Genomic DNA, 23645 nt, shown 5'->3' on the forward strand with positions numbered 1-23645 from the left:
CCGACCAGCAGTTCGTCGGGATCCTGCGCGCCGGCCAGTCGGCGGACGGTGCCGCGTGCAAGGCCGAGTCGGCGGGCGACAGCGCGCAGGCTGAACCCGTCCCTCACGAGCGCGTGGACGGCGGCGTGCTGTTCGCGGACCCGGTCGGACAGGCGTCCGGTCCGGCGGGGCTCGGCGCTGACGGGCGGAAGGGGGGATCTGACGAACGCTCAGATCCCGCCACGGGATGATCCACTTCGGAAACACACCATAGCCAATCCCCCGGCTGCTCAGGACCGAGCAGCCGGGGACTCAACTACGCGCGAAGGTGTTCCAGCGCCTTCTCCAGCGCGTCCTCAGCGGCAACCGCCACGTCCGGCTCGACGCCGACGCCCTCCCAGTTGGTGCCGGTGACCGGATTGATCGAGCGGGCCGCCGGCACGGTCACCGTCACATGCGGCGCAACAGGAATCCGAGCCGTCGGGTGGGCGCCACCACGCGTCGTCTGCCCGACCAGCGTCGCACGCTTGAGCACCTTCAGGTTGTATGACAGCTCCTCCCCACCGGAGAACGTGAAGTCGCTGGTCAGCACCGCCACCGGCCGGTCCGAATAGCGTGGCGCGGCGAGGTGCCCAAGGGTCCAGTACTGGCGGGTGGAGTCGGTAGCCCGGTCATAGATGTCGTTGAGGTGCACCTCGTCGTCAGCGAAGAAGTAGCTGCACCACAGCTGCACGCCCTCCGGCGAACCGCCGCTGCACTGCCGCAGGTCGATGACCAACGCCTCGGTGGAAGCGACCAGTTGCATCGCGGCCGCGATCGCGGGACCGCCCACCCCGGCCGGGGGAATCATGCGCAGATCGAGGTAGCCGATGTTGCCGTCGAGCTGCTCCGCCCGCCGGATTCCGTAGTTCTTCTCCCGTGCGTACCGCTCGAACCGGGCCCGGGCGACGTCCTCCGGCTCCTCGTCCATCGACTGCGGCTCCTCGCTCCACAGCAGCCGCAGGTGCTTGTCCGGACACACCCCCTGCAAGTCCTCCGTGACCCGCTCGCACAGCCCCCGCTCGTCCAGGCTCTCATAAGCGCCTTCCGCCAGCCGGTTCCGGATTGCCACTTCAATGGCCGCCGCCTTCTCGGGGAACACGTAACCAGCGGTGATCCGGGCGAGGGCGGCGTCGAGTATCGCTCCATGAGTGATCATTCGCGCGATCGTAGGTCAAGGCCGAACCGATGCCCAGCGGTTTCTCGGCGCTGGGTGGCACCGGGGTCGCGCAGTCCTACGCAGTTGTGGAACCTCGTCGCCGGGCGCGGGCGTTCGTGCTGGGGCTCCTTGCGGACCTGCCGAGGAAGAACTGCTGGACGATCGCCGAGCACGCCGGTGACGCGAGTCCGGCCGGCATGCAGCATCTGCTCAGCCGGGCGTCTTGGGATGCCGACCAGATCCAGGACGAGATACGGGACTTCGTGGCGGACCACCTCCGCGACGAGGACGCTGTGCTGGTCGTCGACGAGACCGGGGACCTGAAGAAGGGCACCGCGAGCGTCGGGGTACAGCGCCAGTACACGGGCACCGCGGGACGGATCGAGAACTCCCAAGTGGTTGTCTACCTGGTCTACTCAGCCTCGGCCGGGCACGCCGCCATCGACCGCCGCCTCTACGCCCCCCGCTCCTGGACCCAGGACCCGACCGGTGCCGGGCCGCCGGCATACCCGACGGCCTGAAGTTCGCCACCAAACCCGCCCTGGCCACCGAGATGATCGCCAAGGCCCTGGACGCCGGTGTCTCGGCCGTATGGGTCACCGGCGACGAGGTCTACGGCGGCGACCCACACCTGAGCGCCGAGCTGGAAGGCCGTCAGATCGGCTACGTCCTCGCCGTCTCACGCAGGCGGCCGATCGCCACCCGCGCGGGTGTCTTCCGCGCCGGCGCGCTGGCCCACGGCCTGCCGAAACGTGCCTGACAGCGGCTGTCCGCGGGAGCCGCGGCCAAGGGCCACCGCTTCTACGACTGGGCCCAGGTCGACATCGACAGCCTGCCCGGGCGCCCCGGCCAGCGGTGGCTGCTCGTCCGACGCAACCGGCGCACCGGTGAACTCGCCTTCTACCGCTGCTACTCGCCCCGCCCGATCCCGCTCACCACGCTGGTCAAGGTGGCCGGACGCCGCTGGACCGTCGAGGAGAACCTTCCAAGCCACCAAAGGCCTGGCCGGACTCTACGAGCACCAGGTCCGCCGCTGGACCTCCTGGCACCGCTGGACCACCCTGGCCATACTCGCGCACGCCTTCCTCACCGTCACCGCCGCCATCGAACGGGCCACGAACATAGCGGCGGCCGACCTCAGCCCGCTGACCTGCAACGAGATCCGACGCCTGTTCGCAGCCTTCTTCACCCAACCCGTCCGCGACCTCGCCCACTGGCTCCGCTGGTCGGAATGGCGGCGCCGGCACCAAGCACGCGCCCGCACCGGCCACTACCAGCGGCAAGCAGCCCAAAAACTATGAAGATCAAGATCTACAGCTGGAGTACTGGCCTCTACCGTCGGCTGCTGGTAGCACCGCCGTGGATGCCCTCGACCGCGAGTGGGCCACCCTGACACTCCGGAGTGGCCACCCTCCGGGCCCCAGGCGGGCTGGGACCCGGTTCTGGAGCGGTACTACATCGCCCTGGAGTGGGTGGAGCGCAGCCTGAAGGACGATCTACAGGCTCGTCGGCTGGGACGCCCACTTCGAGAAGATCGTGTCACCACCTTGTGACAGTCAGCGATGATCAAGGAGCGGCACAGGATCGGGCCCACCGGCCGGGACCGCGTGGCGAAACCCCGGACGGGCATCGCTCCGGGTGAGAGGTTCGCCTGTTCGGCTCAGCGAGGATGACGGCCAGGAGACGGCGCCCGGAGACCTTCCTACCGTTGGACCCCGGGAGGCTGCATCCCCGCGGAGCCCGGCCGAGGACCTCTCGCCCGTCGGCCACCGCTCACGCCGAACCCGGCAGTCGACTTCCACCGTGACCACGCAGGGTCCGGGTCGAAGGAGATGAAGGACATGAACACCACGCGCACCGCCCGCACGCCCGCGGCACCCGCACTGAACGGGTGCCGGACATCACGCCGCCGCCTTCGGGCACGGATCGGGCTCGCCGCGACCGCCACGGCCCTGTCGCTGCTGCCGATCGCCCCGTCCACCGCCAGCGCGGCACCCCACCTCCCGCTCACACAGATCGTGCGGGAGGCCAAGGTGAAGGCGCAGCAGGAGCACCCCGGCTCGCAGTTCTACGACGCGGACGCCGTCCTGCTGACACCCACGACCAACCCCAATGACGTCCAGGCCTGGTGGATCCGCTTCCGGGCCAAGGACTCGGAGCCGTCCTTCGAGTACAAGTACTCGACCACCGGTCAGTACCAGAGCACGCAGCGGTGGAGCGTCCCGATCGGGCTCCAGGCCATCTCCCCGTTCACCATGACGGAGGTCCAGGCCCACGATCTGGCCGTCAAGGCCGGGCACACCGGCGCGTTCAAGCCCCTGTACCTCAATGAGCCCGTCGTGCAGAACCCGCATCCCACCTACTACTTCTGCATTCCCAGCGAGGGCAGGACGGTGGCGGTGGACACCGTGACGGGCCACGTCACCACGCCGTGGTCGTGCTAGTGACCACGGTGTGAGCCCTGTCCGGTGGCCGTCACCCAGCGGGGGTGACGGCCACCGGCGGCTGGCGATCCTTGCCCTCCGCCCGCTCGGTGCCGCCGACCGGGCGGGCGACAAGGGTCGCTGGCCTGGAGCGCGAAGGGCTGGCTGCCGCCGGTCAGCCGGGCCCGGGTGCGAGCGGGGCCGTGCCGGTTCGGCCGGTCGCCGCGGATCCGCGCTGGCCGTTGCGGCCAGCATGCTCTGTGTCGCCGGCATCGCCCCGGTGGCGCTGTCCAGGTGTCCAGGACCGCCCACGCGCAGGGCACCCGCACGGTCTCGGGCCCCACCACCTGTACGTTCGTTCCGCGCGGCCAGCCACTCCTGCAGGTAGTCCGCCACGGCGGTACGACGCTCCTCGTACGCCCCGCTCAGCTCACCGTCCAGGTCCGCCGCCAGCTCCTGCGCGGCCTCCGCCTCCGTCGCGAACCCGCCACGGTGCCGGGTGCGCCGTCTGCCGTCCTCCGGCGCCAGGTCGATGCAGTACATCCACGACCCGTGCTCCGCCTCCTCCAGCAACCGCACACACCGCGCACCCAACTGCCGCCCGTGCCCGTCCTTGCACCCGCACCGCCGGTACACCCTGCCCCGCCGCGCACGCTGTCCCGTGTGCTTCTCCTTCTAGAACGTGGTGACTCTGGTCCAAGGCTTGCCGTTCGGCCGGGCGTGGCGGCAGAGCGTGCGGGGCTGTGCGCGAGGCACGTCAGAACCAGCCGGCGAGGACACGCTCAAGACGACACACCGTCCGGAAGATCACCATCAGTATCCGGTGGGTAGTCGACCCTGATCCGCCCGGGCTGGCGAGTGGCAGCGAAGGGTGTCCCGGCCGGCCGGCGGGCGGTGTGGGATCCCGGATTCCGTGTCCTCTCCCCATGGGCGATATCCACCGCGTGGCCAAAAGGACACGGGAACGGAAATCGGCAGGTGAATCGCCGCTGCCCGAGCCAAGGGTTGTCCCGTAACGGCGGGACGCAAGTGAGATGACCTCTCATGCCGTCAGTGTGCTCGCGACCACTGGCAGCGCCCCCGCGGCCAGCGGCCCGGCAACGCCCATCTGGACAGGGCGACCGGCGACGACCGGCGGGTGCCGGCGGGTGCTGGTGGTGCTGGGATTCCGAAGGAACCGGCGGGCCCCGGGCGCTCGCCGAAGGCCCGGCCGACGCGGGGGCGGCGAAAAGGTTGGTGTGCAAGGCCGACGGAACCAGGTAACGTCTTGGTCATGTTCTTCCAGACCCCGATTTACGAGTGAGCGCGTGATGGGCCCCTGCTGACGTCCTTCGACGTCGCCGCCCGTCCCCCACCGATGAATCCGTAGATCACTTCACTTCACTTTCACTTCACCACCGGGAGAACCCACGACCGTGAGCAAGAACATCAACAACCCCGTGGGCATGGGCGGCGGCCAGCGCAAGAGGCAGTCCCGCGCCGAACGGCAGAACAACGGTCCGCACCGCAACCTCGACCGCCAGGGTGCAGCCGACCAGAAGGCGGAGCTGGTGCGCAAGATGCGCGAGAAGGCAGGAACGGCTGAGGGCGCCGGGCAGGCGGGCGGCGACACCGTACAGGGCTGACGCACCGCCGCCGCAGCGCGGCACCGCACGGGGCAGGGCTCGGACCGCGACGCGCGGTCCGAGCCCTGCTGCCGTACCGGGCGCGGCCGGTTCCGCTCGGCTCTCGGCCGACCACCCGCGTCTCAGCTCGGCCGGCCACCCGGGGCAGCCGCAGAATCGGCAGCCCCGTCACCGCCACCACCCCGAGCTGCACCAGCAGCTCAGCACGTCCCCGTGCCCAGCCCGGGCAACACCGCAGCCGGCGGCGGCAGAGGATGTGGACACGGCCGCAGGACAACACTGGTGGACACCTCGGAGGGACAACCGCGAAACCCGCTGGCCAGAACGACTCCGGCGGACAGGCCGATGCGGCTGGGGGGCAAGGGGTTGCGGGCGCTGGCCACATCCAGAGGGATGTTCGGGTCTGGATCGTCGGGGGAGCCGATCTGGGGCGGACAGATGCGTCGCTTGTGGAAGCAGGGTCACGTGAATGGCTTTGCTGAAAAATCCACTGCGGGAGTGCCGTGCGACTTCCTTCGCCGCTGGCGTATTTGCTACCGAGAGGCGGCCCCGACGTGTGGAATGGCTGCGGGTCGGGGCCGCCTCTTGATTCTGTCGAACTACCCGTTTCTGCGGACTAGTTGCTCAGATCGAACACTGCCGTGACCGGTGCGTGGTCGGACCACCGCTCGGCGTGGGACGCGGCGCGTTCGACGTAGGCCTCGACGGCTTTGTCGGCCAGGGTTTTTGTAGAACAACCAGGTCGATGCGCCAGCGGAACGACACCTTTTCGAAAAAGGTCCACCCGTTCGAGTGCAGCCTGTTCGAGGGAGCCCGCTGGCCTGGGCGGTAGGGGACCTCGTGTGAGCATCATGACGGCTTCGGTGCCGGTTCGGGCGGTGGTGGGTTCGCGTGTGTCGGACACGCACGGGGACGAGGGCAAGGTCTCGCACCTGGTGCAGGCCGAGTCGGCGACGCGGCATGCGCTGTCAAAGGAGTGGGAGGTTGTCGGGTCGTTCGAGGACCTGGACGTCTCGGCGGAGATCACTCCGTGGAAGCGTCCGGACCTCGGGCCGTGGCTCACCGATCGCCAGAGCGAGTGGGACGCGTTGGTGTGGGCGAAGGCGGACAGGGCGTTCCGGTCGGCCAAGGACTGTGCGGACGTGGCGCACTGGGCGGACCCGGCGCTCCGGCGCCCGTGAACGCACCGCCCTGACGCCGGCACGGCAACGTAGCGGGTCAGGTGCGCGCATCCCGACCCATCCCCGCCGCGTGACCCGGCAACCCGGCGAACGTGTGCGGTCACCGCGGTACGTGGCGGAGGCGAGTGATGCACGCCGCCCCTCACAGGAGGCGCCGTACGGCCTCCATGATCGCGTTCCGGCAGTCCTCCGGGTCCGACGCCAGGACAGTCGTCGCCGGCATGCTCGCGGCATTCGTCGGGCTCCAGGCCGAGGCGATGGCCAGGACGAGGGTGAGAAGTGTGGCCGGGGTGAAGCCCGGTGTGCCCACTCCGCCCTTCCGAGCCGCTTCCAAGGAGGCGAGCTTGTCGTCGTGGGTCTGCTTGGCGACGGCAGGGTCCCGTTCCACGGCAGTGCCGCGTTCCAGTCGGTGCCAGGTCGCCAGGCGGAGCACCTCGGGGTGCTTCTGGTAGAAGTCGAACAGCCGCCCGGCGTAGCCCGGCAGGTCGTCAGGCGTGAAGGGCACCATGTCGAGGCCGCGCCCGAGGTGTGCGTCGAAGACGGCGTCGAAGAGCCCGTCCTTGTTGCAGAAGTAGACGTAGATGAGGTTCTTGTTCGCCGAGGCGACCTTGGCGATCCGGTCGACGCGGGCTCCCGCGATCCCGTACGCCGCGAACTCCTGGGTTGCTGCGTGGAGGATGCGCGCCTTCGTGGCCTCGGCTCGGGACATGGGAGTCATGCTAACAGCGCCTACTGGATCTTGCCGGGGCGTAGGACCCGGTGCCCTCGCCAGGTGAGCGCGTTCGCCGCTGGAACCACGGTGGATTCGTTTGAGACATGAGGCGATTCGTTCGGGAGTCCCGTCGGTGGTCTTGCTCCGGGTGAACCGGTGAGGGGGAGAAGTGCCTCGCCGGAACGGTGAGTTGTCACCGCCCGACGATGACCGGGCCGACGGTAGGCGCGATGCGCAGACCCACGACGAGGCAGGCCGGGGGCCGCGGCGACGTGCTCCTCGCGATCAGGGACCGGTACGCAGCGTGTGTCGTCACCGCAGTCCGAAGGCGTCGATCACTGCCTCGGAGGCGAGCAGCATGACGGTGCACCACAGGGTGACACCGGCCATCAGCCAGCCGATCAGCCGCCACCGGGGCAGGCCCAGCGCCGTGCCAAGCATGGCCGATCCCCAGGTGCCGAAGAGCGCAGGCCCGATGATGCCGAAGCCGATCACGCCGTACCGGTTCACCAGGCGCCGGGCCCGTCGGCCGGTGGGGCCGTCAAGGCGGTTGCGGCAGTTGCGGCGGTTCTCGGGCGGCGGCCCGGCGGTGACGGGCCGCCGCTTCGAGCGCCAGAGCAGCCAGCGGGTACGCAGCCACCCGGCCGCGAAGACGGCGGACAGCAGGCATCCGGCCGCGCCGAGGAGTACGGCGACGAGCGCGACGGGCGGGGGGAGGGAGGAGAGGCTGAAGGGTACGGCCGGGGTGCCCAGGGCGAATCCGGCGAGCACGGCCAAGGCGAAGTTCAGCACGCAGCACTCCTCATCTTGGGGACGGGCGCCACGTCGGTTCGCGGCGACAGTGAGTTAACTAACCAGTTACGCTATCGCGGTGACCACCTCACCATCCGCCTCAGCATCCTTGCCGGGCAGTTCGGTTGAACGACTGGCGGCATCCAGGTACGTACTTCTCACGACGTTCCGCCGGGATGGGCGGGCCGTGCCCACTCCGGTGTGGGTGATGGGGGACGGGGACTGCCTGGCCGTGTGGAGCGCGGCCGACGCCGGCAAGGTCAAACGGATCCGCAACAGCGGCCGAGTGACCGTCGCCCCCTGCAACTGGCGGGGAGTCCCGAAGGGGGAATCCGTGCCCGGTGTCGCCGAGTTGCCCGCCGACCGGGACACCGTCCACTACCTCGACCTGATGAAGCGCAAGTACGGCCTCGTCGCGCGGGTCGGCTTGCTGGGCAGCCGACTGAAGGGGTCCGGGTGCCGCGCGGTGGGCATCCGGATCCGACTCGCGGAGTGACCCTCGCGGACCTCCGTCGCATCCGGCCATCGCTCTTCGCCCGAAGTCGTGTTGACGGACCGTCGGATCTCGGGCAGCCTTGCCTCGGAAGATTAACCATCCAGTTAGTCAATCTATTTCGAACGGAGTGGTACCGCCATGTCGGCATCCACCACTGAGCTCACCGGCATCCCGCCCGAATCAGGACCCCCATCCCCGCGGTCCTCGCTGCGGTGGTGGGCGCTGGCCGTGATCGGCCTGGCCCAGTTGATGATCATGCTGGACGCCACCATCGTGAACATCGCGCTGCCGTCCGCCCAGGCCGACCTGGGCTTCTCCGACAACGACAGGCAGTGGGTCGTCACCGCCTACGCACTCACCTTCGGCAGCTTGCTGCTGATCGGCGGGCGTGTCGCCGATCTCTTCGGCCGCAAGCAGGCCTTTCTCGCGGGTGTCATCGGATTCGCCGCCGCCTCGGCGCTCGGCGGAGCCGCCGGCAGCTTCGAACTCCTGGTGCTGGCCCGGGCGATCCAGGGCATCTCGGGTGCCCTGCTGGCCCCGGCGGCCCTCTCCCTGCTGACGACCATCTTCACCGACGTCAAGGAGCGGGGCCGGGCCTTCGCGATCTTCGGTGCCATCGCGGGCGCCGGCGGCGCGCTCGGCAACCTGCTCGGCGGCCTGCTGACCGAGTACCTCACCTGGCGTTGGACCCTCTACATCAACCTGGCGTTCGCAGCGGTGGCGCTCCTGGGCGGTCTGCTGTTGATCGAGCGTCAGTCGCGGGCGGAGCAGCGCCCCAAGCTCGACGTCCCCGGTGCGGTACTCGTCACCCTGGGGCTCTTCGGCCTGGTCTACGGGTTCTCCAACGCCGAGTCGCGCGGGTGGAGTTCTCCCGCCAGCTGGGGTCTGCTGGTCGGAGGCCTCGCCCTGATCGCCCTCTTCGCGTACTGGCAGTCGACGACGGCCGGGCCGCTGCTGCCCCTGCGCATCCTCCTCGACAGGGATCGAGGCGCCTCCCAGATCGCCATTCTGGTCGCCACCGGAGGCATGTACGCGGTCGCGTTGTTCCTCGCCTACTACATGCAGCAGACGCTCAAGTACACCCCGGTCGAGGCGGGGCTCGCCTTCCTGCCCATCCCCGCCGCACTGGTCGTTGCCTCCGCCCTGGCCGTGGGGGTCCTGATGCCCCGAATGGGGCCGAAGATCGTGATTCCCCTCGGGATGGCGCTGCTGGGCGTGGGCATGGTCTGGTTCACCCGCCTGGATCTGGACAGCACCTACACGGGAGGCATTCTGCCGCCGCTGCTCGTCCTGGGCCTCGGTCTCGGCCTGGTCTACGCGCCGGCGATCGACCTGGCCACCTACCGGGTTCACGAGGACGACGCCGGGGTGGCCTCCGCGGCGGTCAACACCTCGCAGCAGATCGGTGGTTCGTTGGGGATCGCCGTTCTCAACACGCTCGCGGCGACCGCCGCGGGCAGCTTTCTCAGCAGCCGGCAGGCCACGCCCGAGGTGATCGCCGGGGCGGCGTTGCACGGCTACTCCACCGCGTACTGGTGGGCGGCCGGCCTCGCAGCCGTCGGGCTCGTCGTGACCTTCGCGCTGTACCGTCCCGGTGTTCGGGAGAAGTCCCCCGACGCGGTGAAGGCCGTCGCCATGTGACACCTGCTCCACGAAGTCCCTCCATCCTTGTATCGCAAGCAGCCCCTGGGGCCGCGCCGCGCCCCTCGGGGGCCGGTCGCCGCCCCGGGGGCTGCTTGGTCGGGCCGCCCTTGAGCAACTGATGGCGGAAGCCGAGTACGGCACCCGCAGTCCTCCCCGGGCTCCGGGGGCGGCACGGCACGAAGCCGCCTCGGCCCGACGCCCGGCAGGACGGTGCGTAGGGCCTGTCCGGCGGAGTGCGCCGCGGTGGTCTCGGCGCCGAAGTTCACCGGCACGTCGATGAAGAGCTCCTGGCCGAGGGCCTCGTGGGAGCGGGCCTGCTCGCCCGTGGCCCGCAGGACGGTGACGCTCTGGCGGCCGTCCTCAGGCGGGGAGAAGACGAAGCTGTACGCCACGTCGGAGCGGTGGTCGCCGTCGGTGTCGACGTTGACGCGGTAGACGGCGTCCGGGTGGAACGCCTGGCCGCCGATGGGGGCGACCGGGTTGACGTTCAGGATCAGCACGGTCCGAAGGTCAGGCACGGTGAAGGCGAACAGGTCCGTCATGTCGAGGCGGGCGTCGTCCAGGGGAGCGGAGGTTGGGGCCGCTGAGGTGATGAGACATGCCCACCAGCATGAGCAGCCCTGCCCCTTCGTGCCCGGCTGGCGGGCTCTTCGTGCCGCGGATTCACACCGGTGCCGCCCCGCCGCGTCCGTCGGGCCGTGCTGGTGGAGCGGATCACCGAGCGGGCTCCCCGCCGCCGACGCTGACGGCCGCGCCTTGTTGCCGGCCCGTTGTCCATCGATTGTCTGCCGGGACGCTGGGCTCAGGTGCTGCCCGGGGTGCCGCGACCGTGTTGACCAGGGCGTTGACTGCATGCCGACGAGGTCGTTGATCGTGTGTCTACCAGTATCCCTGACCGTATATCAGGTCCGGTCACGGACTCGGCGGCTTCCGGACGGGGCCGCCGGCGGACGACTCAGGAGGACTCGCATGTCCCGTATTCCCCGAATCTAACTGTCCTGTTCAGTTTCTGACGGCAGTGAGGCATCGAGGACTGCCGAGGGGGGACGGCAGCGAGACGTCGATGACTGCCGAGGGGTGCGGCAGTGGGACGTCAATGAATGCCGCGGGGGGTTGAGGCGCTGACATTGAGTGCTGTTCCTCGAGTCCGCGCCATTTGGGGTCCGTAGTGGGTCGCACACAGCCCCGTCGCCCAAGGCCGTCCAATGCTCCGGGTTTATTCCGGGGGCCACCCCAGCATTACTGTGACATTCCTGCCGCTCAGTCCTGCCCGAAGGGATTTTTGGCATGACAACCGTGCGCCGCACACTTGGCGTTCCGCCATTTTTCTGCCCTTTGCCCGACGCCGTGTACGACAAGCCGGAGGAAATAGATGCCGGCGCCGTCGCCTGGATGTTCCGGCAAGGGTTCCGCAAGGAGGGTGACTGGCTGCCGCGCATGAATGCGGGTTCGTACACCGCACACTGCATGCCGTACGTCCTCGACCGGTGCGCCGAGGTCATCACCTATGTCATGTACTGGGGCGGCGCCTGGGACGACGACCTCGACGTGATCCCGGGGCTGGACCAGCCCGCACCGCTGACGGTCCACGTCAGCCGTCTCAAGCACATCCTCGCCTCGCCCAAGTCCGTCGTGCCGCCCGGAGACGCGTACCTCTCCTCCTTCCAGGACTTCTGGAACCACATCTCCACCGTGTCGACCCCGGGCCAGCTCGAGCACCTGCGCCAGGGTTTCTGCAGCTACTTCGACGGCGTGCTGTGGAAATGTGCGAACCAGAGCCTCGGTGAACTCCCCGAACTGGGCGACTACCTGATCATGCGTGGCAACGATGTGGCCGGCCCCTGGCTGACCGCTCTCACTCCGATCGGCGGCGGCTACGAACTGACCGCAGCCGAACGCCTCGATCCCCGGGTGCGCGCCGCCTCCGAAGCCGTATCCGTCATCGTCGGTCTCGACAACGACCTGATCTCCATTCACCGGGAGAATCTCCAGGGCTTGTTCGACCAGAACGCCATCAGCATCATGGTGCGCGACCGGCAATGCACGCCCGAGGAAGCGGTCGCCGAGGTCCGCGCGCTGCGCGACCGAATCATGTCCCTTTATCTGAATCTGCGTGACCAGGTCTCCGCGACCGCCCGCCCGGAACTGCGGCGATACGTCCACGAGATCGGCTACTGGATTCGCGGGCACATCATCTGGGCGGACTTCACCACCCGTTACTGCGCGCCTGTCGACCCGGAGACCGGAGAAGAACAGGACTTCGGTGGCTACGGCCTGCTCTGGGCCGACGAGCCGGCTGACGCCAACCCTGCGCCCCTGCCGATTCCACAGATCGCCTGGTGGTGGGACCAGTTGGAGAAGTGACAGCGGCGAAGCAAAGTCCGACAGGTCCACAAGTTCGCCACTAACCGCATGGAGGTTTGTTCCGTGACAGGCCAGGAAACCCGCAGCTACACGAAGGGCAGCGCACCGAATGCCCTGCCCGTGCTCGGGCACGCGAATCAGCTGCGCAGTGACCCGCTCACCTTCCTCCGATCACTGCCCGAGCAGGGCGATCTCGTGAAGATCATGGTGGGGCCGACCCCCATGTACATCGCGTGCCACCCTGATCTGGTCCACGAGATGCTGACCGACAAGGTCAAGGACTTCGTCAAGGGCGGTCCCGTGATGGACCGCGTGCGCACGGTCCTCGGAGACGGGCTGGTCACGGTCGACGGCCTCGTCCATCGCAAGCAGCGACGCCTGATCCAGCCGTCCTTCCACCCTGCGCGCATCGCCGAGTACGTCGGCATCATGCAGAAGCAGGCAGCCGTGTCGGCTCATGAATGGCCGGAAGGCAAGAACGTCGACCTCCTGATGCAGATGGGCAACCTCAGCGCCGACGTGGCGCTGAGCTGCCTCTTCTCCGAGCCCGGTGAGGGCGAGGTGCGCCGGGGCGGTCACCACGGTCTCCCGACGGCCCTGAACACCGTGATCGACGGCATGTTCTTCCGCATGCTCAACCCGCTGCCGGCGCTGTCCTTCCTGCCCACTCCCGGCAACCAGCGCTACAAGCGGGCGGAGGCGCAGCTGCACCAGGTGGTGAACGAGACCATCGACCGCTACCGCCGCTCGGGCGACGGCGGCGGTCTGTTGCGCACGATGATGACGGAGGTCGACGAGGAGGGGCACCGCTTCACCGACCAGGAGCTGCACGACCAGTCCATCACCCTGCTCCTCGGAGGCGCGGAGACCACCGCCGTCCTGATGTCGTGGATCTTCCACCTGCTGCACGAGAACCCGCAGGTCGCCGCCAAGTTGCACGCGGAGCTCGACGAGGTGCTGGCCGGCCGCCCGGTGACGGCCGAGGACCTGAAGAAGCTGCTGTACACCCGCAACGTCGTCGCCGAGGGTCTGCGCCTCTACCCGCCGGCCTGGCTGCTCAGCCGTCGTGCCGCTGTCGACACCACGCTCGGCGGGCTGCCCGTGCCGGCCGGCACCGAGCTGTCGTACAGTCCCTTCCTGCTGAACCGGGACGCCCGCTACTTCGACGCCCCCGACAGCTTCGAGCCGGACCGGTGGCTCACCATGTCGACCACTCCGCGCAAGGGCGCCTACTTGCCCTTCGGCGCCGGGAACCGCAAGTGCATCGGTGACGCGTTCGCCCTCACCGAGGCCCAGGTCATCGTGGCCACCGTGGCCCAGTACTGGAAGCTGGACCGCGCCCCGGGCACCCGCCCCACGCGCGCCCTCGTGCGGATGAGCCTGCGTCCCGACCAGCTCACGGTGGTGCCGACCCGTCGGCAGCCGGCACGCGAGCCGCAGTCCGCCGCGAGCTGAACCCGTTCCGTTCGACCGACAGGGGCCCGGCGGGTGCCGCACCGGGCCCACCCCTGCCCGGCATGCCCTCCACCATGTGAACCCGCATGTACGGAGGGCATGCCATCCGGCGCGGCCCGAACACCCACCACTCGCCCCTCCCTCGGCGACCCGCACCTGCGGTGCGGCCCGGCGACTGCCGGGACCCTCCTTCGCCCGGCCGGAAAGTGATGCCTCTCGGCGCTTTCCCTCCCATGCCACGTCCTCGCGGACGCGGCCACATGGTCTTGACGAACAGGAGTAACGACATGAACTCGATCACCAGCCTTCGCGAGCTGGGAGCCGACGCCCTGGACTCGGTTCATCTGCGCGGCCTGATCGACGAGCGATTGAACGCCTTCCTCGACGCCAACTGCGACAGGCAACCCCACCTGGTCTCGCTCATCGAGCACCTGCGTGGCTTCCTGACCGCCGGCGGCAAGCGCATCCGGCCGCTCTTGTGCATGGTGGGCTGGCACGCGGCGGGCGGATACGGCGACACGGGGCCCGTCATCGGCGCGGCGGCCTCGCTCGAACTCTTCCACGCCTTCACCCTCATCCACGACGACGTGATGGACGCCTCCGACACCCGGCGTGGCCGTCCGACCCTCCACCGGACGCTGGAGACGGGTGCGGACGCCACGACCGCCGAGCGGTTCGGCACCAATAGCGCGATCCTGCTCGGCGACCTGGTCATGGTGTGGTCGGACGAGCTGCTGTACTCCAGCGGCATCGAGCACGAGCGATTGGTCGCCGTCCGACCGCTGCTGGACGCCATGCGCACCGAGGTGATGATCGGTCAGTACCTGGACCTGCTGGCCACCGGGAAGCCCAACGAGGACGTCGAACGGTCGCTGGCCGTGATCCGCTACAAGACGGCGAAGTACACCGTGGAGCGGCCGCTGCACATCGGCGCGGTCCTTGCCGGAGCGGACCAGGCCCTGCTGGACGTCTTCACCGCCTACGCCCTTCCGATCGGCGAGGCCTTCCAATTGCGCGACGACCTCCTCGGCGTCTTCGGCGACCCGTCCAAGACCGGCAAGTCGGTCCTGGACGACCTGCGGGAGGGCAAGGCGACCGCTCTGATGGCACACGCCCTCCACGCCGCCGGCGCCGAGCAGGCGCGGGTGCTGAGGTCCCTGGTCGGCGACCCGGACCTGGACGAGGCAGGCGCCGAGACGGTTCGCGGGATCCTGCGGGCCACGGGCGCCGCCGACAAGGTAGAGCAGATGATCACCGATCGTGTGCAGCGTGCCCGGCGGGTCCTGGACGAGACCCCGTTCCCGGACGAGGTCAGGAAGACCCTCGAAACCTTCGTCACCACCACGACACTCCGGACCACCTGAGCACCACGTCGGCGCGGGTCGCCACCGTCCCGGCGCCGCCACACGCGTCGCTCGCCTCGCGAGCCCACCCCGTCCGGAACCCGCTGCCGGGGGCGACCGGGGGAGAACCGGCCCGGCACCCGCCAGGGACGCGGTTCCGCGAGCACGCACCGTCGGGTGCGGCTCGACGCCCTGGCCCGCCCTGCGCGATGACATCGCTCGGGCCGGCGGCCGCGACCGCCGGCCACGGTGGTCCGGGGGTGGCCCGGGCATGACGCGGCGCGCGGTCGAACGGGCTTACTTCATTCCTTCCTAGAAATCTGGATGACGCGATCTCAATGGAATTTCGACAAGGGGAGCTGAGCACGTCGACTCCACCGGCCTCGGTGGCAGGGACAGCGGACAGCCGCCGTGCTCGCTCGGTCGGCACCGGCCACGCCCATGCCAAGGCCATATTGCTGGGGGAGCACGCGGTCGTCTACGGAGCCCCGGCGCTCGCCCTGCCCGTTCCGCAGCTGTCGATCACCGCCAGCGTCGGGTTCTCCACCCGCGGTGAAGAACCGGCAGGTGTGTCCTTCACGATGACCGGATCCGCCTGGAAGGAGGTCGGAACGCAGGCATCCGAGGGGCTGCGTCGGCTGACCACCGACTTCAGGGCATCCACGGGCATCGACGACGGCCGGCATCTCGATGTGATCATCGACGGTTCGATCCCGCTCGGCAGGGGGCTCGGCTCCAGCGCGGCCTGCGCCCGTGCCGTCGTCCTCGCCCTGGCCGACCTCTGCGGCCGCGCGGTCTCGCAGCGGACGGTGTTCGACCTGGTGCAGACCGCCGAGAACGTGGTGCACGGCAAGGCCAGCGGCGTCGACGCCATCACCGTCGGCGCGAGCGCGCCGTTGCTGTTCCACGCGGGCGAGGCCCGCACGCTGCTGGTGGGCTGCGACGCGTTGTTTGTCATCGCGGACAGCGGCACCGTCGGCAGCACCAAGGAAGCGGTCGACAAGCTGCGGGAGAGGTTCCGACTCCACGCCGGAGCACAGGAGCGGTTCGTCCGCCGGGCGTCGGAACTGACCAGCGAAGCCGTGACCACCCTCGCCGCCGGCCGGCCGGAGGAGCTCGGCTTCCTGCTGACGGAGTACCACGGAATGCTCCGCGAGGCCGGGCTGAGCACTGACCGGATCGAGGGGATGGTGAGTGCCGCGCTCGCCGCAGGAAGCCTCGGCGCCAAGATCACCGGGGGTGGACTGGGCGGCTGCGTGCTCGCTCTGACCCAGCCCGAGCAGGCGAGAGAGGTCACCCGGCGGCTGCACGAAGCGGGGGCCGTGCAGACGTGGATCGTCCCACTGAGGAGGCTCGTCACGCATGTCTGAGCAACAGATCACCGTGCGCCGCCTGCAGGACCGGCAGGGCGCGAACGGGGCCACCGCCGTCGCGCACCCGAACATCGCGCTGATCAAGTACTGGGGGAAGCGCGACGAGCGCCTCTTCCTGCCGTGGACCAGCAGTCTGTCGATGACTCTTGACATCTTCCCCACGACCACCCGGGTCCACCTCGACGCCGAGGCTTCGGACGACGAAGTGACCTTCAACGGCGTACCCGCGGCGGGCGAGGAGCGGCGGCGCATCGCCGGGTTCCTCGACCTGGTGCGCCGGCGGGCCGGGCTCACGCACCGGGCCGTCGTCGACACCCGCAACACCGTACCCACCGGGGCGGGCCTGGCGTCCTCCGCCAGCGGCTTCGCCGCGCTCGCCGTCGCCGCCGCCGCCGCGTACGGACTGGACCTCGACGGCACCGGTCTCTCCCGCCTGGCCCGCCGCGGTTCCGGCTCGGCCTCGCGGTCGATCTTCGGCGGCTTCGCCGTCTGGAACGCTGGCAACCCCACGGCGCCGCCCGCGGAGGCCGACCTCAGCTCCTACGCCGAGCCGGTACGGACGGGCGACCTCGACCCCGCACTGGTCATCGCGGTGGTCAACGCTGGCCCCAAGGAGGTGTCCAGTCGCGCGGCGATGCGCCGCACCGTCGAGACCTCGCCCCTGTTCGAGCCTTGGGCCGCGTCGAGCCGGGACGACTTGACCGAGATGAGGGCGGCGCTCCTGCGCGGCGACCTCGACACGGTGGGTGAGATCGCTGAGCGCAACTCTCTCGGCATGCACGCGACCATGCTGGGCGCGCGCCCTGCAGTGCGCTACCTCGCGCCCGCCTCGCTCACCGTCCTCGACAGCGTGCTGGGGCTGCGGCGCGACGGCATACCGGCCTACGCGACCATGGACGCCGGACCGAACGTCAAGGTGCTCTGCCGTCGTACGGACGCCGACCGGGTCGCCGAGGCCGTGCGCGACGCTGCCGCGGGCGGCACCGTGCACATCGCCGGGCCCGGACAGGGCGCCCGCCTGGTGGACGCGGGCGGACGATGACCTCCGGGCGAACGGTCGTCCGCAGTGCGCCCGGCAAGCTGTTCGTCACGGGCGAGTACGCGGTGGTGGAGCCCGGTACCCCGGCCATCGTGGTGGCCGTGGACCGGGAGATCACCGCCACGGTGACCCTCTCCGAAACGGCCGACATCGTGATCTCCTCCGATCTCGTCCCCCGGGCGGTGAACTGGCGATGGCTCGACGGCCGGCTCCACGCTCCCGGCACGGAGAACGGGGAAGCCGACGGACACGGCGCGCGGGGCGCACTGAGGCACGTGGTGGCAGCGGTCGAGACCGTGGGACGACTGCTGGCCGAACGCGGCCTGCCCATGCCCGGGCTGGACCTCTCGATCGGCAGCCGGCTGCATGACAACGGCCGCAAGTACGGCCTGGGGTCGAGCGGCGCGGTGACCGTGGCCACGATCGACGCCATCACGTCCCTGTGCGGACTGGACCTCTCACCCGACGCCCGGTACCGCCTGGCCGTGATCTCCTCGGTCGGGATCGACCCCGTGGGCTCCGGCGGTGACCTCGCCGCCAGTACCTGGGGCGGCTGGATCGCGTACCAGGCACCCGACCGGGCCTTCGTGCTCGACCTCACCCGCCGGTACGGCATCGAGGAGGCGTTGCGCACGCCCTGGCCGGGCCACTCGGTCCGGAGGCTTCCGGCCCCGCGCGGCCTCGCCCTCGAAGTCGGCTGGACCGGCAACCCGGCCTCCACCGCCTCGCTCGTGTCCGGTCTGCACCGCCGGATCTGGCGCGGCACCGCGTCGCACCGCGCGTTCGTGGAGACCTCCACCGACTTCGTACGCGCCTCGATCACCGCTCTCGAGGCCGGCGACGACCAAAGCCTGCTGTACCAGATCCGCCGTGCCCGGCGGGAGTTGGCCCGCCTCGACGACGAAGTCGGGCTCGGCATCTTCACACCCGAGCTGACGGCCCTGTGCACGGTCGCCGAAACCGTCGGCGGTGCCGCCAAGCCGTCGGGCGCGGGCGGCGGCGACTGCGGCATCGCGCTGCTCGATGCCGAGGCCATGCACGACATCTCACATGTACGGCAGCGGTGGGCCGCGGCCGGGGTGCTGCCCCTGCCCGTCCGGCCCGCCCCGGAAGGGACCGAGAAATGAGCGCTCAGCGCAAGGACGACCACGTCCGGCTCGCCATCGAGCAGCAGGACACCCGCAGCGGGATCAACCAGTTCGACGAGGTGTCCTTCGTCCATCACGCCCTGGCCGGCATCGACCGGCCGCAGGTGTCCCTGGACACGACCTTCGCCGGGATCTCCTGGCAGGTGCCGCTCTACATCAACGCGATGACCGGCGGGACCGCCAAGACCGGCGTCATCAACCGAGGTCTGGCGATAGCGGCCCGCGAGACCGGGGTACCCATCGCGTCGGGCTCGGTGCACGCCTACTTGAAGGACCCGACGTGCGCCGACACCTTCCGCGTCCTGCGCCAGGAGAACCCCCACGGTTTTGTCATAGCAAATGTCAACGCGACGGCATCGGTCGACGACACCCGGCGTGCCCTCGATCTGCTGGAGGCCGACGCCCTGCAGATCCACGTCAACACGGCGCAGGAAACGGCCATGCCGGAAGGCGACCGGTCCTTCGGGTCCTGGGTCCCGCAGATCGAGAAGATCGCGGCGGCCGTTGACGTACCCGTGATCGTCAAGGAGGTCGGCAACGGCCTGAGCCGGGAAACCGTCCTGCTGCTGCGACAACTGGGGGTCCACGCGGCGGACGTCGGCGGCCGGGGCGGCACCGACTTCGCCCGGATCGAGAACGGCCGGCGACCGCTCGGCGACTACGCGTTCCTCCACGACTGGGGCCAGTCCACCGCCGCCTGTCTCCTGGACGCTCAGAGCGCCGGTCTTCCCGTGCTCGCCTCCGGCGGCGTCCGCCATCCCCTCGACGTCGCCCGCGCCCTGGCCCTGGGCGCCTCCGGCGTCGGGGCCTCCGGAGTGTTCCTGCGCACCCTGCTCGACGGCGGTCCCGAGGCGCTGATCGAGCAGCTCACGAACTGGCTGGACCAGCTCGCGGCCCTCCAGACCATGCTCGGCGCGCGCACTCCCGCGGACCTCGCGAGCAACGACCTGATCATCCACGGCACCCTCCGTTCCTTCTGCACCGACCGGGGCATCGACACGGGGCGACTCGCCCGGCGTTCCCGATCGGCCGACACCCTTCACAACGCGACAGGAAAAGCACAGTGACCGACACACACGCCATTGCCAGGGTCCCCATGAAGTGGGTCGGACCCCTTCGAGTCTCCGGGAACGTCGCCAACACCGAGACCCACGTTCCCCTCGCCACCTACGAGACACCGCTGTGGCCCTCCGTGGGCCGCGGCGCGAAGGTGTCCATGCTCACCGAGCAGGGCATCGTCGCCACCCTCGTTGACGAGCGCATGACCCGCTCGGTGCTCGTCGAGGCGACCGACGCCCAGACCGCGTACACGGCCGCCCGCGCCATCGAGGCGCAGATCGAGGAACTGCGCGCCGTGGTCCGCAGCTGTAGCCGGTTCGCCGAGCTGCTCACCGTCCGGCACGAGATCGCGGGCAACCTGCTGTTCATCCGGTTCGAGTTCAGCACCGGCGACGCCTCCGGCCACAACATGGCCACGCTCGCCTCCGACAATCTGCTGACGCACCTGCTGCGGACCGTTCCGGGAATCTCCTACGGATCGATCTCCGGGAACTACTGCACGGACAAGAAGGCGACCGCGATCAACGGCATCCTCGGCCGCGGGAAGAACGTGGTCACGGAACTGCTCGTCCCGCGCGACGTGGTGGAAGGCGTCCTGCACACCACTGCCGCCAGGATCGTCCAGCTGAACATCCGCAAGAACCTGCTCGGGACCCTGCTGGCCGGCGGCATCCGCTCGGCCAACGCCCACTACGCCAACATGCTGCTCGGCTTCTACCTGGCCACCGGGCAGGACGCGGCCAACATCGTCGAGGGCTCCCAGGGCGTCACCCTGGCCGAGGACCGCGACGGTGACCTCTACTTCTCCTGCAATCTGCCCAACCTGATCGTCGGCACCGTGGGCAACGGCAAGGGCCTGGAGTTCGTGGAGACGAACCTGACCCGCCTCGGCTGCCGCGCGGACCGCGCCCCCGGCGAGAACGCGCGCCGGCTCGCCGTCATCGCGGCGGCGACGGTCCTCTGCGGCGAGCTCTCGCTGCTCGCGGCGCAGACCAACCCGGGTGAACTCATGCGTGCACACGTCGAACTGGAGCGCGACAACAAGACAGCAAAGGTCGGTGCCTGAACATGTCCAACGCCGCTTCCTTCGGAATCCACGATCTCTCCTTCGCGACGACCGAATACGTCCTGTCGCACGCGGCACTCGCCGAGTACAACGGCACGGAGATCGGCAAGTACCACATAGGCATCGGCCAGCGGTCGATGAGCGTGTGCGCCGCGGACGAGGACATCGTGACCCTGGGGGCCACCGCCGCGGCCCCGATCATCGCCCGGCACGGTTCCGAACGGATCCGGACGGTGGTCTTCGCGACGGAATCCTCGATCGACCAGGCGAAGTCCGCCGGCATCTACGTGCATTCACTGCTCGGCCTGCAATCGGCCTGCCGCGTCGTCGAACTGAAGCAGGCCTGCTACGGAGCCACGGCCGCCCTGCAATTCGCCATCGGACTCGTACGACGCGACCCCGACCAGCAGGCCCTGGTGATCGCGAGCGACGTCTCCAAGTACGAACTGGACAGCCCCGGCGAGGCGACCCAGGGTGCCGCCGCGGTGGCGATGCTGGTCAGCGCCGACCCCGCCCTGGTCTGCATCGAGAACGCCTCGGGCCTGTTCACCGCCGACGTGATGGACTTCTGGCGGCCGAACTACCGCACCACCGCCCTCGTCGACGGGCAGGAATCCGTCGAAGCGTACCTGCAGGCGGTCACAGGCAGCTGGAAGGACTACGGCGAGCAGGGCGGGCGCACACTCGACGAGTTCGCCGCGTTCTGCTACCACCAGCCGTTCACAAAGATGGCCTACAAGGCACACCGCCACCTGCTCAACCACGCGGGCCACAGCGCCGACCAGGCCGACATCGAGCACGCCATCGGGCAGACCGTGGCCTACAACACCTCCATCGGCAACAGCTACACCGCCTCGGTGTACCTCGCTCTCGCCGCGCTGCTCGACCAGGCGGACGACCTGACCGACCGGCCCATCGGCTTCCTCAGCTACGGTTCCGGCAGCGTCGCCGAGTTCTTCGCGGGCACGGCCGTCCCCGGCTACCGCGAACACCTGCGGACCGCAGCGAACCTGGCGGCGATAGCCAGGCGCAAGCCGGTCGACCACGCCCGCTACCGCGAGCTGCACGAGTGGTCCTTCCCGGCCGACGGAGGAGACCACCCCACCCCGCAGCAGACCACCGGGCCCTTCCGGCTGGCCGGCGTCAGCGGTCACAAGCGCATCTACCAGGCGCGCTAGAACACCTGCGATCCCGAACACCTGCGGTCCCATGCGTGCGGGGGCAGCCTCCGCGGCTGCTCCCGCACGCGCCCGCCACGGCCGCAGGCCAGTTCTACACACACCGTTCTCCATCCATTTGAGGGGAGGGCAGCCGTATGACCGACGTCAGGATTCTCGGTACGGGTGCCTATGTGCCGGAGCGAATCGTGTCCAATGACGAGGCCGCGGCGGCGGCGGGGGTCGACGACGCGTGGATCACCGACAGGACCGGCATCCGGGAACGGCGATGGGCTGCCGACGGCCAGGCCACCTCGGACCTGGCCACCGCCGCGGGGCGTGCCGCGCTGAGGTCGGCCGGCATCTCCGCCGAGGAGCTGTCCGTGATCGTGGTCGCCACGTCCACACCCGACCGGCCGCAACCGCCCACCGCCGCCTACGTCCAGCAGCGGCTCGGCGCGAGCGGCGCGGCCGCGTTCGACGTCAACGCGGTCTGCTCCGGCACGGTGTTCGCGCTCTCCGCGGCCGAGGGCGTACTCGCCCGCACCGGCGGCCATGCGCTGGTCATCGGTGCGGACCTGTACTCCCGCATCCTGAACCGGGCCGACCGCAGGACCGTGATCCTGTTCGGGGACGGCGCCGGAGCCGTGGTCCTGGGGGCGCCGGTCGACCACGGACCACGTGTCCGGCACCTCTCACTGCACTCGTTCGGCGAACTGTCGGGGCTCATCGAGGTGCCCGCCGGCGGCAGCCGCATGCCGGTGGACCAGACGGTCCTCGACGCAGGGCTCCAGTACTTCGCGATGGACGGGCGAGGCGTGCGGAACTTCGTCGGTGACCACCTGCCGCAGCTGGTCAAGGGATTCCTGCACGAATGCGGTGTCGCGCCCGGCGACATCGACCACTTCGTACCGCACCAGGCCAACGGCACCATGCTGGACAGCGTCTTCGCCGACCTGGCACTGCCTCGCGCGACCATGCACCGCACCCTGACGCACTACGCCAACACGGGAGCCGCCTCCATCCCGATCACCCTGGACGCGGCCGCCCGCGCCGGCGCCTTCACCCCCGGCGACCTGATCCTCCTGGCCGGCTTCGGCGGCGGTATGTCGGCGGGATTCGCGCTGGTCGAGTGGTGAGAAGGTCCGGGCCGGTGGGGAAAGCGCCGTAGTGAAGTTCCACCCTGCGGTTGGACACTCTCCGTCTACGCTGCGAGGGTGTGACCTTGCCGGTGCCGCTGGCGGGTCTCGAGTGGCGTGAGGTAGCCCCACTCGGGGTGTTTGCGTAGGCGCCTGCGGTTGTAGAAGGTCTCGATGAAAGAGAAGACCTCCGCCCGGGCGGTGGCGCCGTCGGGCCAGACCCGGGCGCCGATCTCCTCCTTCAGTACGGCGAAGAAGCTCTCGGCGGCGGCGTTATCGTAACAGGAGCCGACCCTTCCCATCGACTGCCGCATGTCCAACTTGCCTATCTCGCTGCGGAATTCACTCGACGTAGATTCGCTGCCGACGATTTACAGGGGGTAGAAGGCGCCCGGGGACTCGTCGGGACCCCCACCCAGCCCGACCCCCCGCGGCGTACAACCGGCCCGGGC

Annotated in this window: 20 protein-coding genes and 4 pseudogenes; 17 read left to right on the plus strand and 7 right to left on the minus strand. The window is 69.6% G+C overall.

Annotated features, from left to right (window positions below; translation table 11 throughout):
* Positions 1 to 230, plus strand: a 230-nt coding sequence (locus ACFVHV_RS36990) for a hypothetical protein (RefSeq protein WP_380357385.1), incomplete at its 5' end; no start/stop codon positions are given.
* Positions 231 to 295: 65 nt separating this feature from the next.
* Here the strand turns inward: ACFVHV_RS36990 and ACFVHV_RS36995 are convergent.
* The gene (locus ACFVHV_RS36995) at positions 296 to 1177 is read right to left on the minus strand and encodes a S41 family peptidase (RefSeq protein ID WP_359899652.1); all 882 of its coding nucleotides are present in this window, start codon (positions 1175 to 1177) and stop codon (positions 296 to 298) included.
* Positions 1178 to 1206: 29 nt separating this feature from the next.
* Here ACFVHV_RS36995 and ACFVHV_RS37000 point away from each other — a divergent pair.
* Positions 1207 to 2478 (plus strand): annotated as a pseudogene (locus ACFVHV_RS37000) (IS701 family transposase).
* Between the two features lie 540 nt (positions 2479 to 3018).
* Positions 3019 to 3621 carry a hypothetical protein gene (locus ACFVHV_RS37005; RefSeq protein WP_359899651.1) on the plus strand — a complete coding sequence of 201 codons (603 nt, stop codon included), beginning with the start codon at positions 3019 to 3021 and terminating at the stop codon, positions 3619 to 3621.
* Positions 3622 to 4059: 438 nt separating this feature from the next.
* On the opposite strand, the pseudogene ACFVHV_RS37010 reads toward ACFVHV_RS37005, so the two are convergent.
* A pseudogene (locus ACFVHV_RS37010) lies at positions 4060 to 4143 on the minus strand (Arm DNA-binding domain-containing protein); the annotation flags it as partial.
* An 872-nt stretch (positions 4144 to 5015) separates the two neighbouring features.
* On the opposite strand from ACFVHV_RS37010, the gene ACFVHV_RS37015 reads away from it, so the two are divergent.
* Complete coding sequence (locus tag ACFVHV_RS37015; RefSeq protein WP_063352004.1) at positions 5016 to 5225, plus strand: DUF6243 family protein; 210 nt, start codon at positions 5016 to 5018, stop codon at positions 5223 to 5225.
* Between the two features lie 616 nt (positions 5226 to 5841).
* Here ACFVHV_RS37015 and ACFVHV_RS37020 read toward each other — a convergent pair.
* A pseudogene (locus ACFVHV_RS37020) lies at positions 5842 to 5978 on the minus strand (exodeoxyribonuclease III); the annotation flags it as partial.
* 98 nt (positions 5979 to 6076) lie between these two features.
* Here ACFVHV_RS37020 and ACFVHV_RS37025 point away from each other — a divergent pair.
* On the plus strand, positions 6077 to 6406 hold the full coding sequence (locus tag ACFVHV_RS37025) for a recombinase family protein (RefSeq protein ID WP_359899722.1): 330 nt from the start codon (positions 6077 to 6079) through the stop codon (positions 6404 to 6406).
* A gap of 142 nt (positions 6407 to 6548) precedes the next feature.
* Here the strand turns inward: ACFVHV_RS37025 and ACFVHV_RS37030 are convergent, their stop codons facing one another.
* Positions 6549 to 7115: a TetR family transcriptional regulator gene (locus tag ACFVHV_RS37030; protein WP_224279321.1), complete on the minus strand. Its 567-nt coding sequence runs from the start codon at positions 7113 to 7115 to the stop codon at positions 6549 to 6551.
* 315 nt (positions 7116 to 7430) lie between these two features.
* On the minus strand, positions 7431 to 7910 hold the full coding sequence (locus tag ACFVHV_RS37035) for a hypothetical protein (protein WP_380357389.1): 480 nt from the start codon (positions 7908 to 7910) through the stop codon (positions 7431 to 7433).
* 79 nt (positions 7911 to 7989) lie between these two features.
* On the opposite strand from ACFVHV_RS37035, the gene ACFVHV_RS37040 reads away from it, so the two are divergent.
* The gene (locus ACFVHV_RS37040; RefSeq protein ID WP_359899648.1) at positions 7990 to 8406 is read left to right on the plus strand and encodes a PPOX class F420-dependent oxidoreductase; all 417 of its coding nucleotides are present in this window, start codon (positions 7990 to 7992) and stop codon (positions 8404 to 8406) included.
* A gap of 138 nt (positions 8407 to 8544) precedes the next feature.
* Positions 8545 to 10047, plus strand: a complete 1503-nt coding sequence (locus ACFVHV_RS37045; protein ID WP_380357393.1) for an MFS transporter — start codon at positions 8545 to 8547, stop codon at positions 10045 to 10047.
* Between the two features lie 326 nt (positions 10048 to 10373).
* Here ACFVHV_RS37045 and ACFVHV_RS37050 read toward each other — a convergent pair.
* Positions 10374 to 10904 (minus strand): annotated as a pseudogene (locus tag ACFVHV_RS37050) (DUF4331 family protein); the annotation flags it as partial.
* A gap of 433 nt (positions 10905 to 11337) precedes the next feature.
* Here ACFVHV_RS37050 and ACFVHV_RS37055 point away from each other — a divergent pair.
* The 10 genes from ACFVHV_RS37055 (at position 11338) to ACFVHV_RS37100 (ending at position 23193) form a co-directional block, all read left to right on the plus strand.
* A complete protein-coding gene (locus tag ACFVHV_RS37055; protein WP_380357396.1) occupies positions 11338 to 12414 on the plus strand; it encodes a terpene synthase family protein in 1077 nt (358 codons plus the stop codon).
* Positions 12415 to 12477: 63 nt separating this feature from the next.
* On the plus strand, positions 12478 to 13869 hold the full coding sequence (locus tag ACFVHV_RS37060) for a cytochrome P450 (protein ID WP_359899644.1): 1392 nt from the start codon (positions 12478 to 12480) through the stop codon (positions 13867 to 13869).
* A 287-nt stretch (positions 13870 to 14156) separates the two neighbouring features.
* Positions 14157 to 15233, plus strand: a complete 1077-nt coding sequence (locus ACFVHV_RS37065) for a polyprenyl synthetase family protein (protein ID WP_359899642.1) — start codon at positions 14157 to 14159, stop codon at positions 15231 to 15233.
* 365 nt (positions 15234 to 15598) lie between these two features.
* Complete coding sequence (gene mvk / locus ACFVHV_RS37070; protein ID WP_380357406.1) at positions 15599 to 16582, plus strand: mevalonate kinase; 984 nt, start codon at positions 15599 to 15601, stop codon at positions 16580 to 16582.
* Positions 16575 to 17627, plus strand: coding sequence for a diphosphomevalonate decarboxylase (mvaD, locus tag ACFVHV_RS37075; RefSeq protein ID WP_380357408.1), 1053 nt, complete (start codon positions 16575 to 16577; stop codon positions 17625 to 17627). Before mvk ends, mvaD begins: the two co-directional genes overlap by 8 nt.
* The gene (locus tag ACFVHV_RS37080) at positions 17624 to 18751 is read left to right on the plus strand and encodes a phosphomevalonate kinase (protein ID WP_380357411.1); all 1128 of its coding nucleotides are present in this window, start codon (positions 17624 to 17626) and stop codon (positions 18749 to 18751) included. Before mvaD ends, ACFVHV_RS37080 begins: the two co-directional genes overlap by 4 nt.
* Positions 18748 to 19839 carry a type 2 isopentenyl-diphosphate Delta-isomerase gene (gene fni / locus ACFVHV_RS37085; RefSeq protein WP_359899637.1) on the plus strand — a complete coding sequence of 364 codons (1092 nt, stop codon included), beginning with the start codon at positions 18748 to 18750 and terminating at the stop codon, positions 19837 to 19839. Before ACFVHV_RS37080 ends, fni begins: the two co-directional genes overlap by 4 nt.
* Positions 19836 to 20897: a hydroxymethylglutaryl-CoA reductase gene (locus ACFVHV_RS37090; RefSeq protein WP_359899635.1), complete on the plus strand. Its 1062-nt coding sequence runs from the start codon at positions 19836 to 19838 to the stop codon at positions 20895 to 20897. Before fni ends, ACFVHV_RS37090 begins: the two co-directional genes overlap by 4 nt.
* 2 nt (positions 20898 to 20899) lie before the next feature.
* Entirely contained in the window at positions 20900 to 22075 is a 1176-nt protein-coding gene (locus ACFVHV_RS37095; protein WP_380357415.1) for a hydroxymethylglutaryl-CoA synthase, read from the plus strand.
* Between the two features lie 137 nt (positions 22076 to 22212).
* On the plus strand, positions 22213 to 23193 hold the full coding sequence (locus ACFVHV_RS37100) for a ketoacyl-ACP synthase III (protein ID WP_359899631.1): 981 nt from the start codon (positions 22213 to 22215) through the stop codon (positions 23191 to 23193).
* A gap of 65 nt (positions 23194 to 23258) precedes the next feature.
* On the opposite strand, the gene ACFVHV_RS37105 is transcribed toward ACFVHV_RS37100, so the two are convergent.
* Positions 23259 to 23507 carry an integrase core domain-containing protein gene (locus ACFVHV_RS37105; RefSeq protein ID WP_380357418.1) on the minus strand — a complete coding sequence of 83 codons (249 nt, stop codon included), beginning with the start codon at positions 23505 to 23507 and terminating at the stop codon, positions 23259 to 23261.
* Positions 23508 to 23645 lie beyond the last annotated feature (138 nt).

Source organism: Kitasatospora sp. NPDC127116, from assembly GCF_042677365.1.
Taxonomy (GTDB): Bacteria; Actinomycetota; Actinomycetes; order Streptomycetales; family Streptomycetaceae; genus Kitasatospora; species Kitasatospora lactacystinica.

Coding starts and splice junctions, on each gene's coding strand:
- ACFVHV_RS36995 (WP_359899652.1), bottom strand. CDS start 1,177: ATGATCACTCATGGAGCGATACTCGACGCCGCCCTCGCCCGGATCACC.
- ACFVHV_RS37005 (WP_359899651.1), top strand. CDS start 3,019: ATGAACACCACGCGCACCGCCCGCACGCCCGCGGCACCCGCACTGAAC.
- ACFVHV_RS37025 (WP_359899722.1), top strand. CDS start 6,077: ATGACGGCTTCGGTGCCGGTTCGGGCGGTGGTGGGTTCGCGTGTGTCG.
- ACFVHV_RS37030 (WP_224279321.1), bottom strand. CDS start 7,115: ATGTCCCGAGCCGAGGCCACGAAGGCGCGCATCCTCCACGCAGCAACC.
- ACFVHV_RS37045 (WP_380357393.1), top strand. CDS start 8,545: ATGTCGGCATCCACCACTGAGCTCACCGGCATCCCGCCCGAATCAGGA.
- ACFVHV_RS37055 (WP_380357396.1), top strand. CDS start 11,338: ATGACAACCGTGCGCCGCACACTTGGCGTTCCGCCATTTTTCTGCCCT.
- ACFVHV_RS37065 (WP_359899642.1), top strand. CDS start 14,157: ATGAACTCGATCACCAGCCTTCGCGAGCTGGGAGCCGACGCCCTGGAC.
- mvaD (WP_380357408.1), top strand. CDS start 16,575: ATGTCTGAGCAACAGATCACCGTGCGCCGCCTGCAGGACCGGCAGGGC.
- ACFVHV_RS37080 (WP_380357411.1), top strand. CDS start 17,624: ATGACCTCCGGGCGAACGGTCGTCCGCAGTGCGCCCGGCAAGCTGTTC.
- fni (WP_359899637.1), top strand. CDS start 18,748: ATGAGCGCTCAGCGCAAGGACGACCACGTCCGGCTCGCCATCGAGCAG.
- ACFVHV_RS37095 (WP_380357415.1), top strand. CDS start 20,900: ATGTCCAACGCCGCTTCCTTCGGAATCCACGATCTCTCCTTCGCGACG.
- ACFVHV_RS37100 (WP_359899631.1), top strand. CDS start 22,213: ATGACCGACGTCAGGATTCTCGGTACGGGTGCCTATGTGCCGGAGCGA.
- ACFVHV_RS37105 (WP_380357418.1), bottom strand. CDS start 23,507: ATGCGGCAGTCGATGGGAAGGGTCGGCTCCTGTTACGATAACGCCGCC.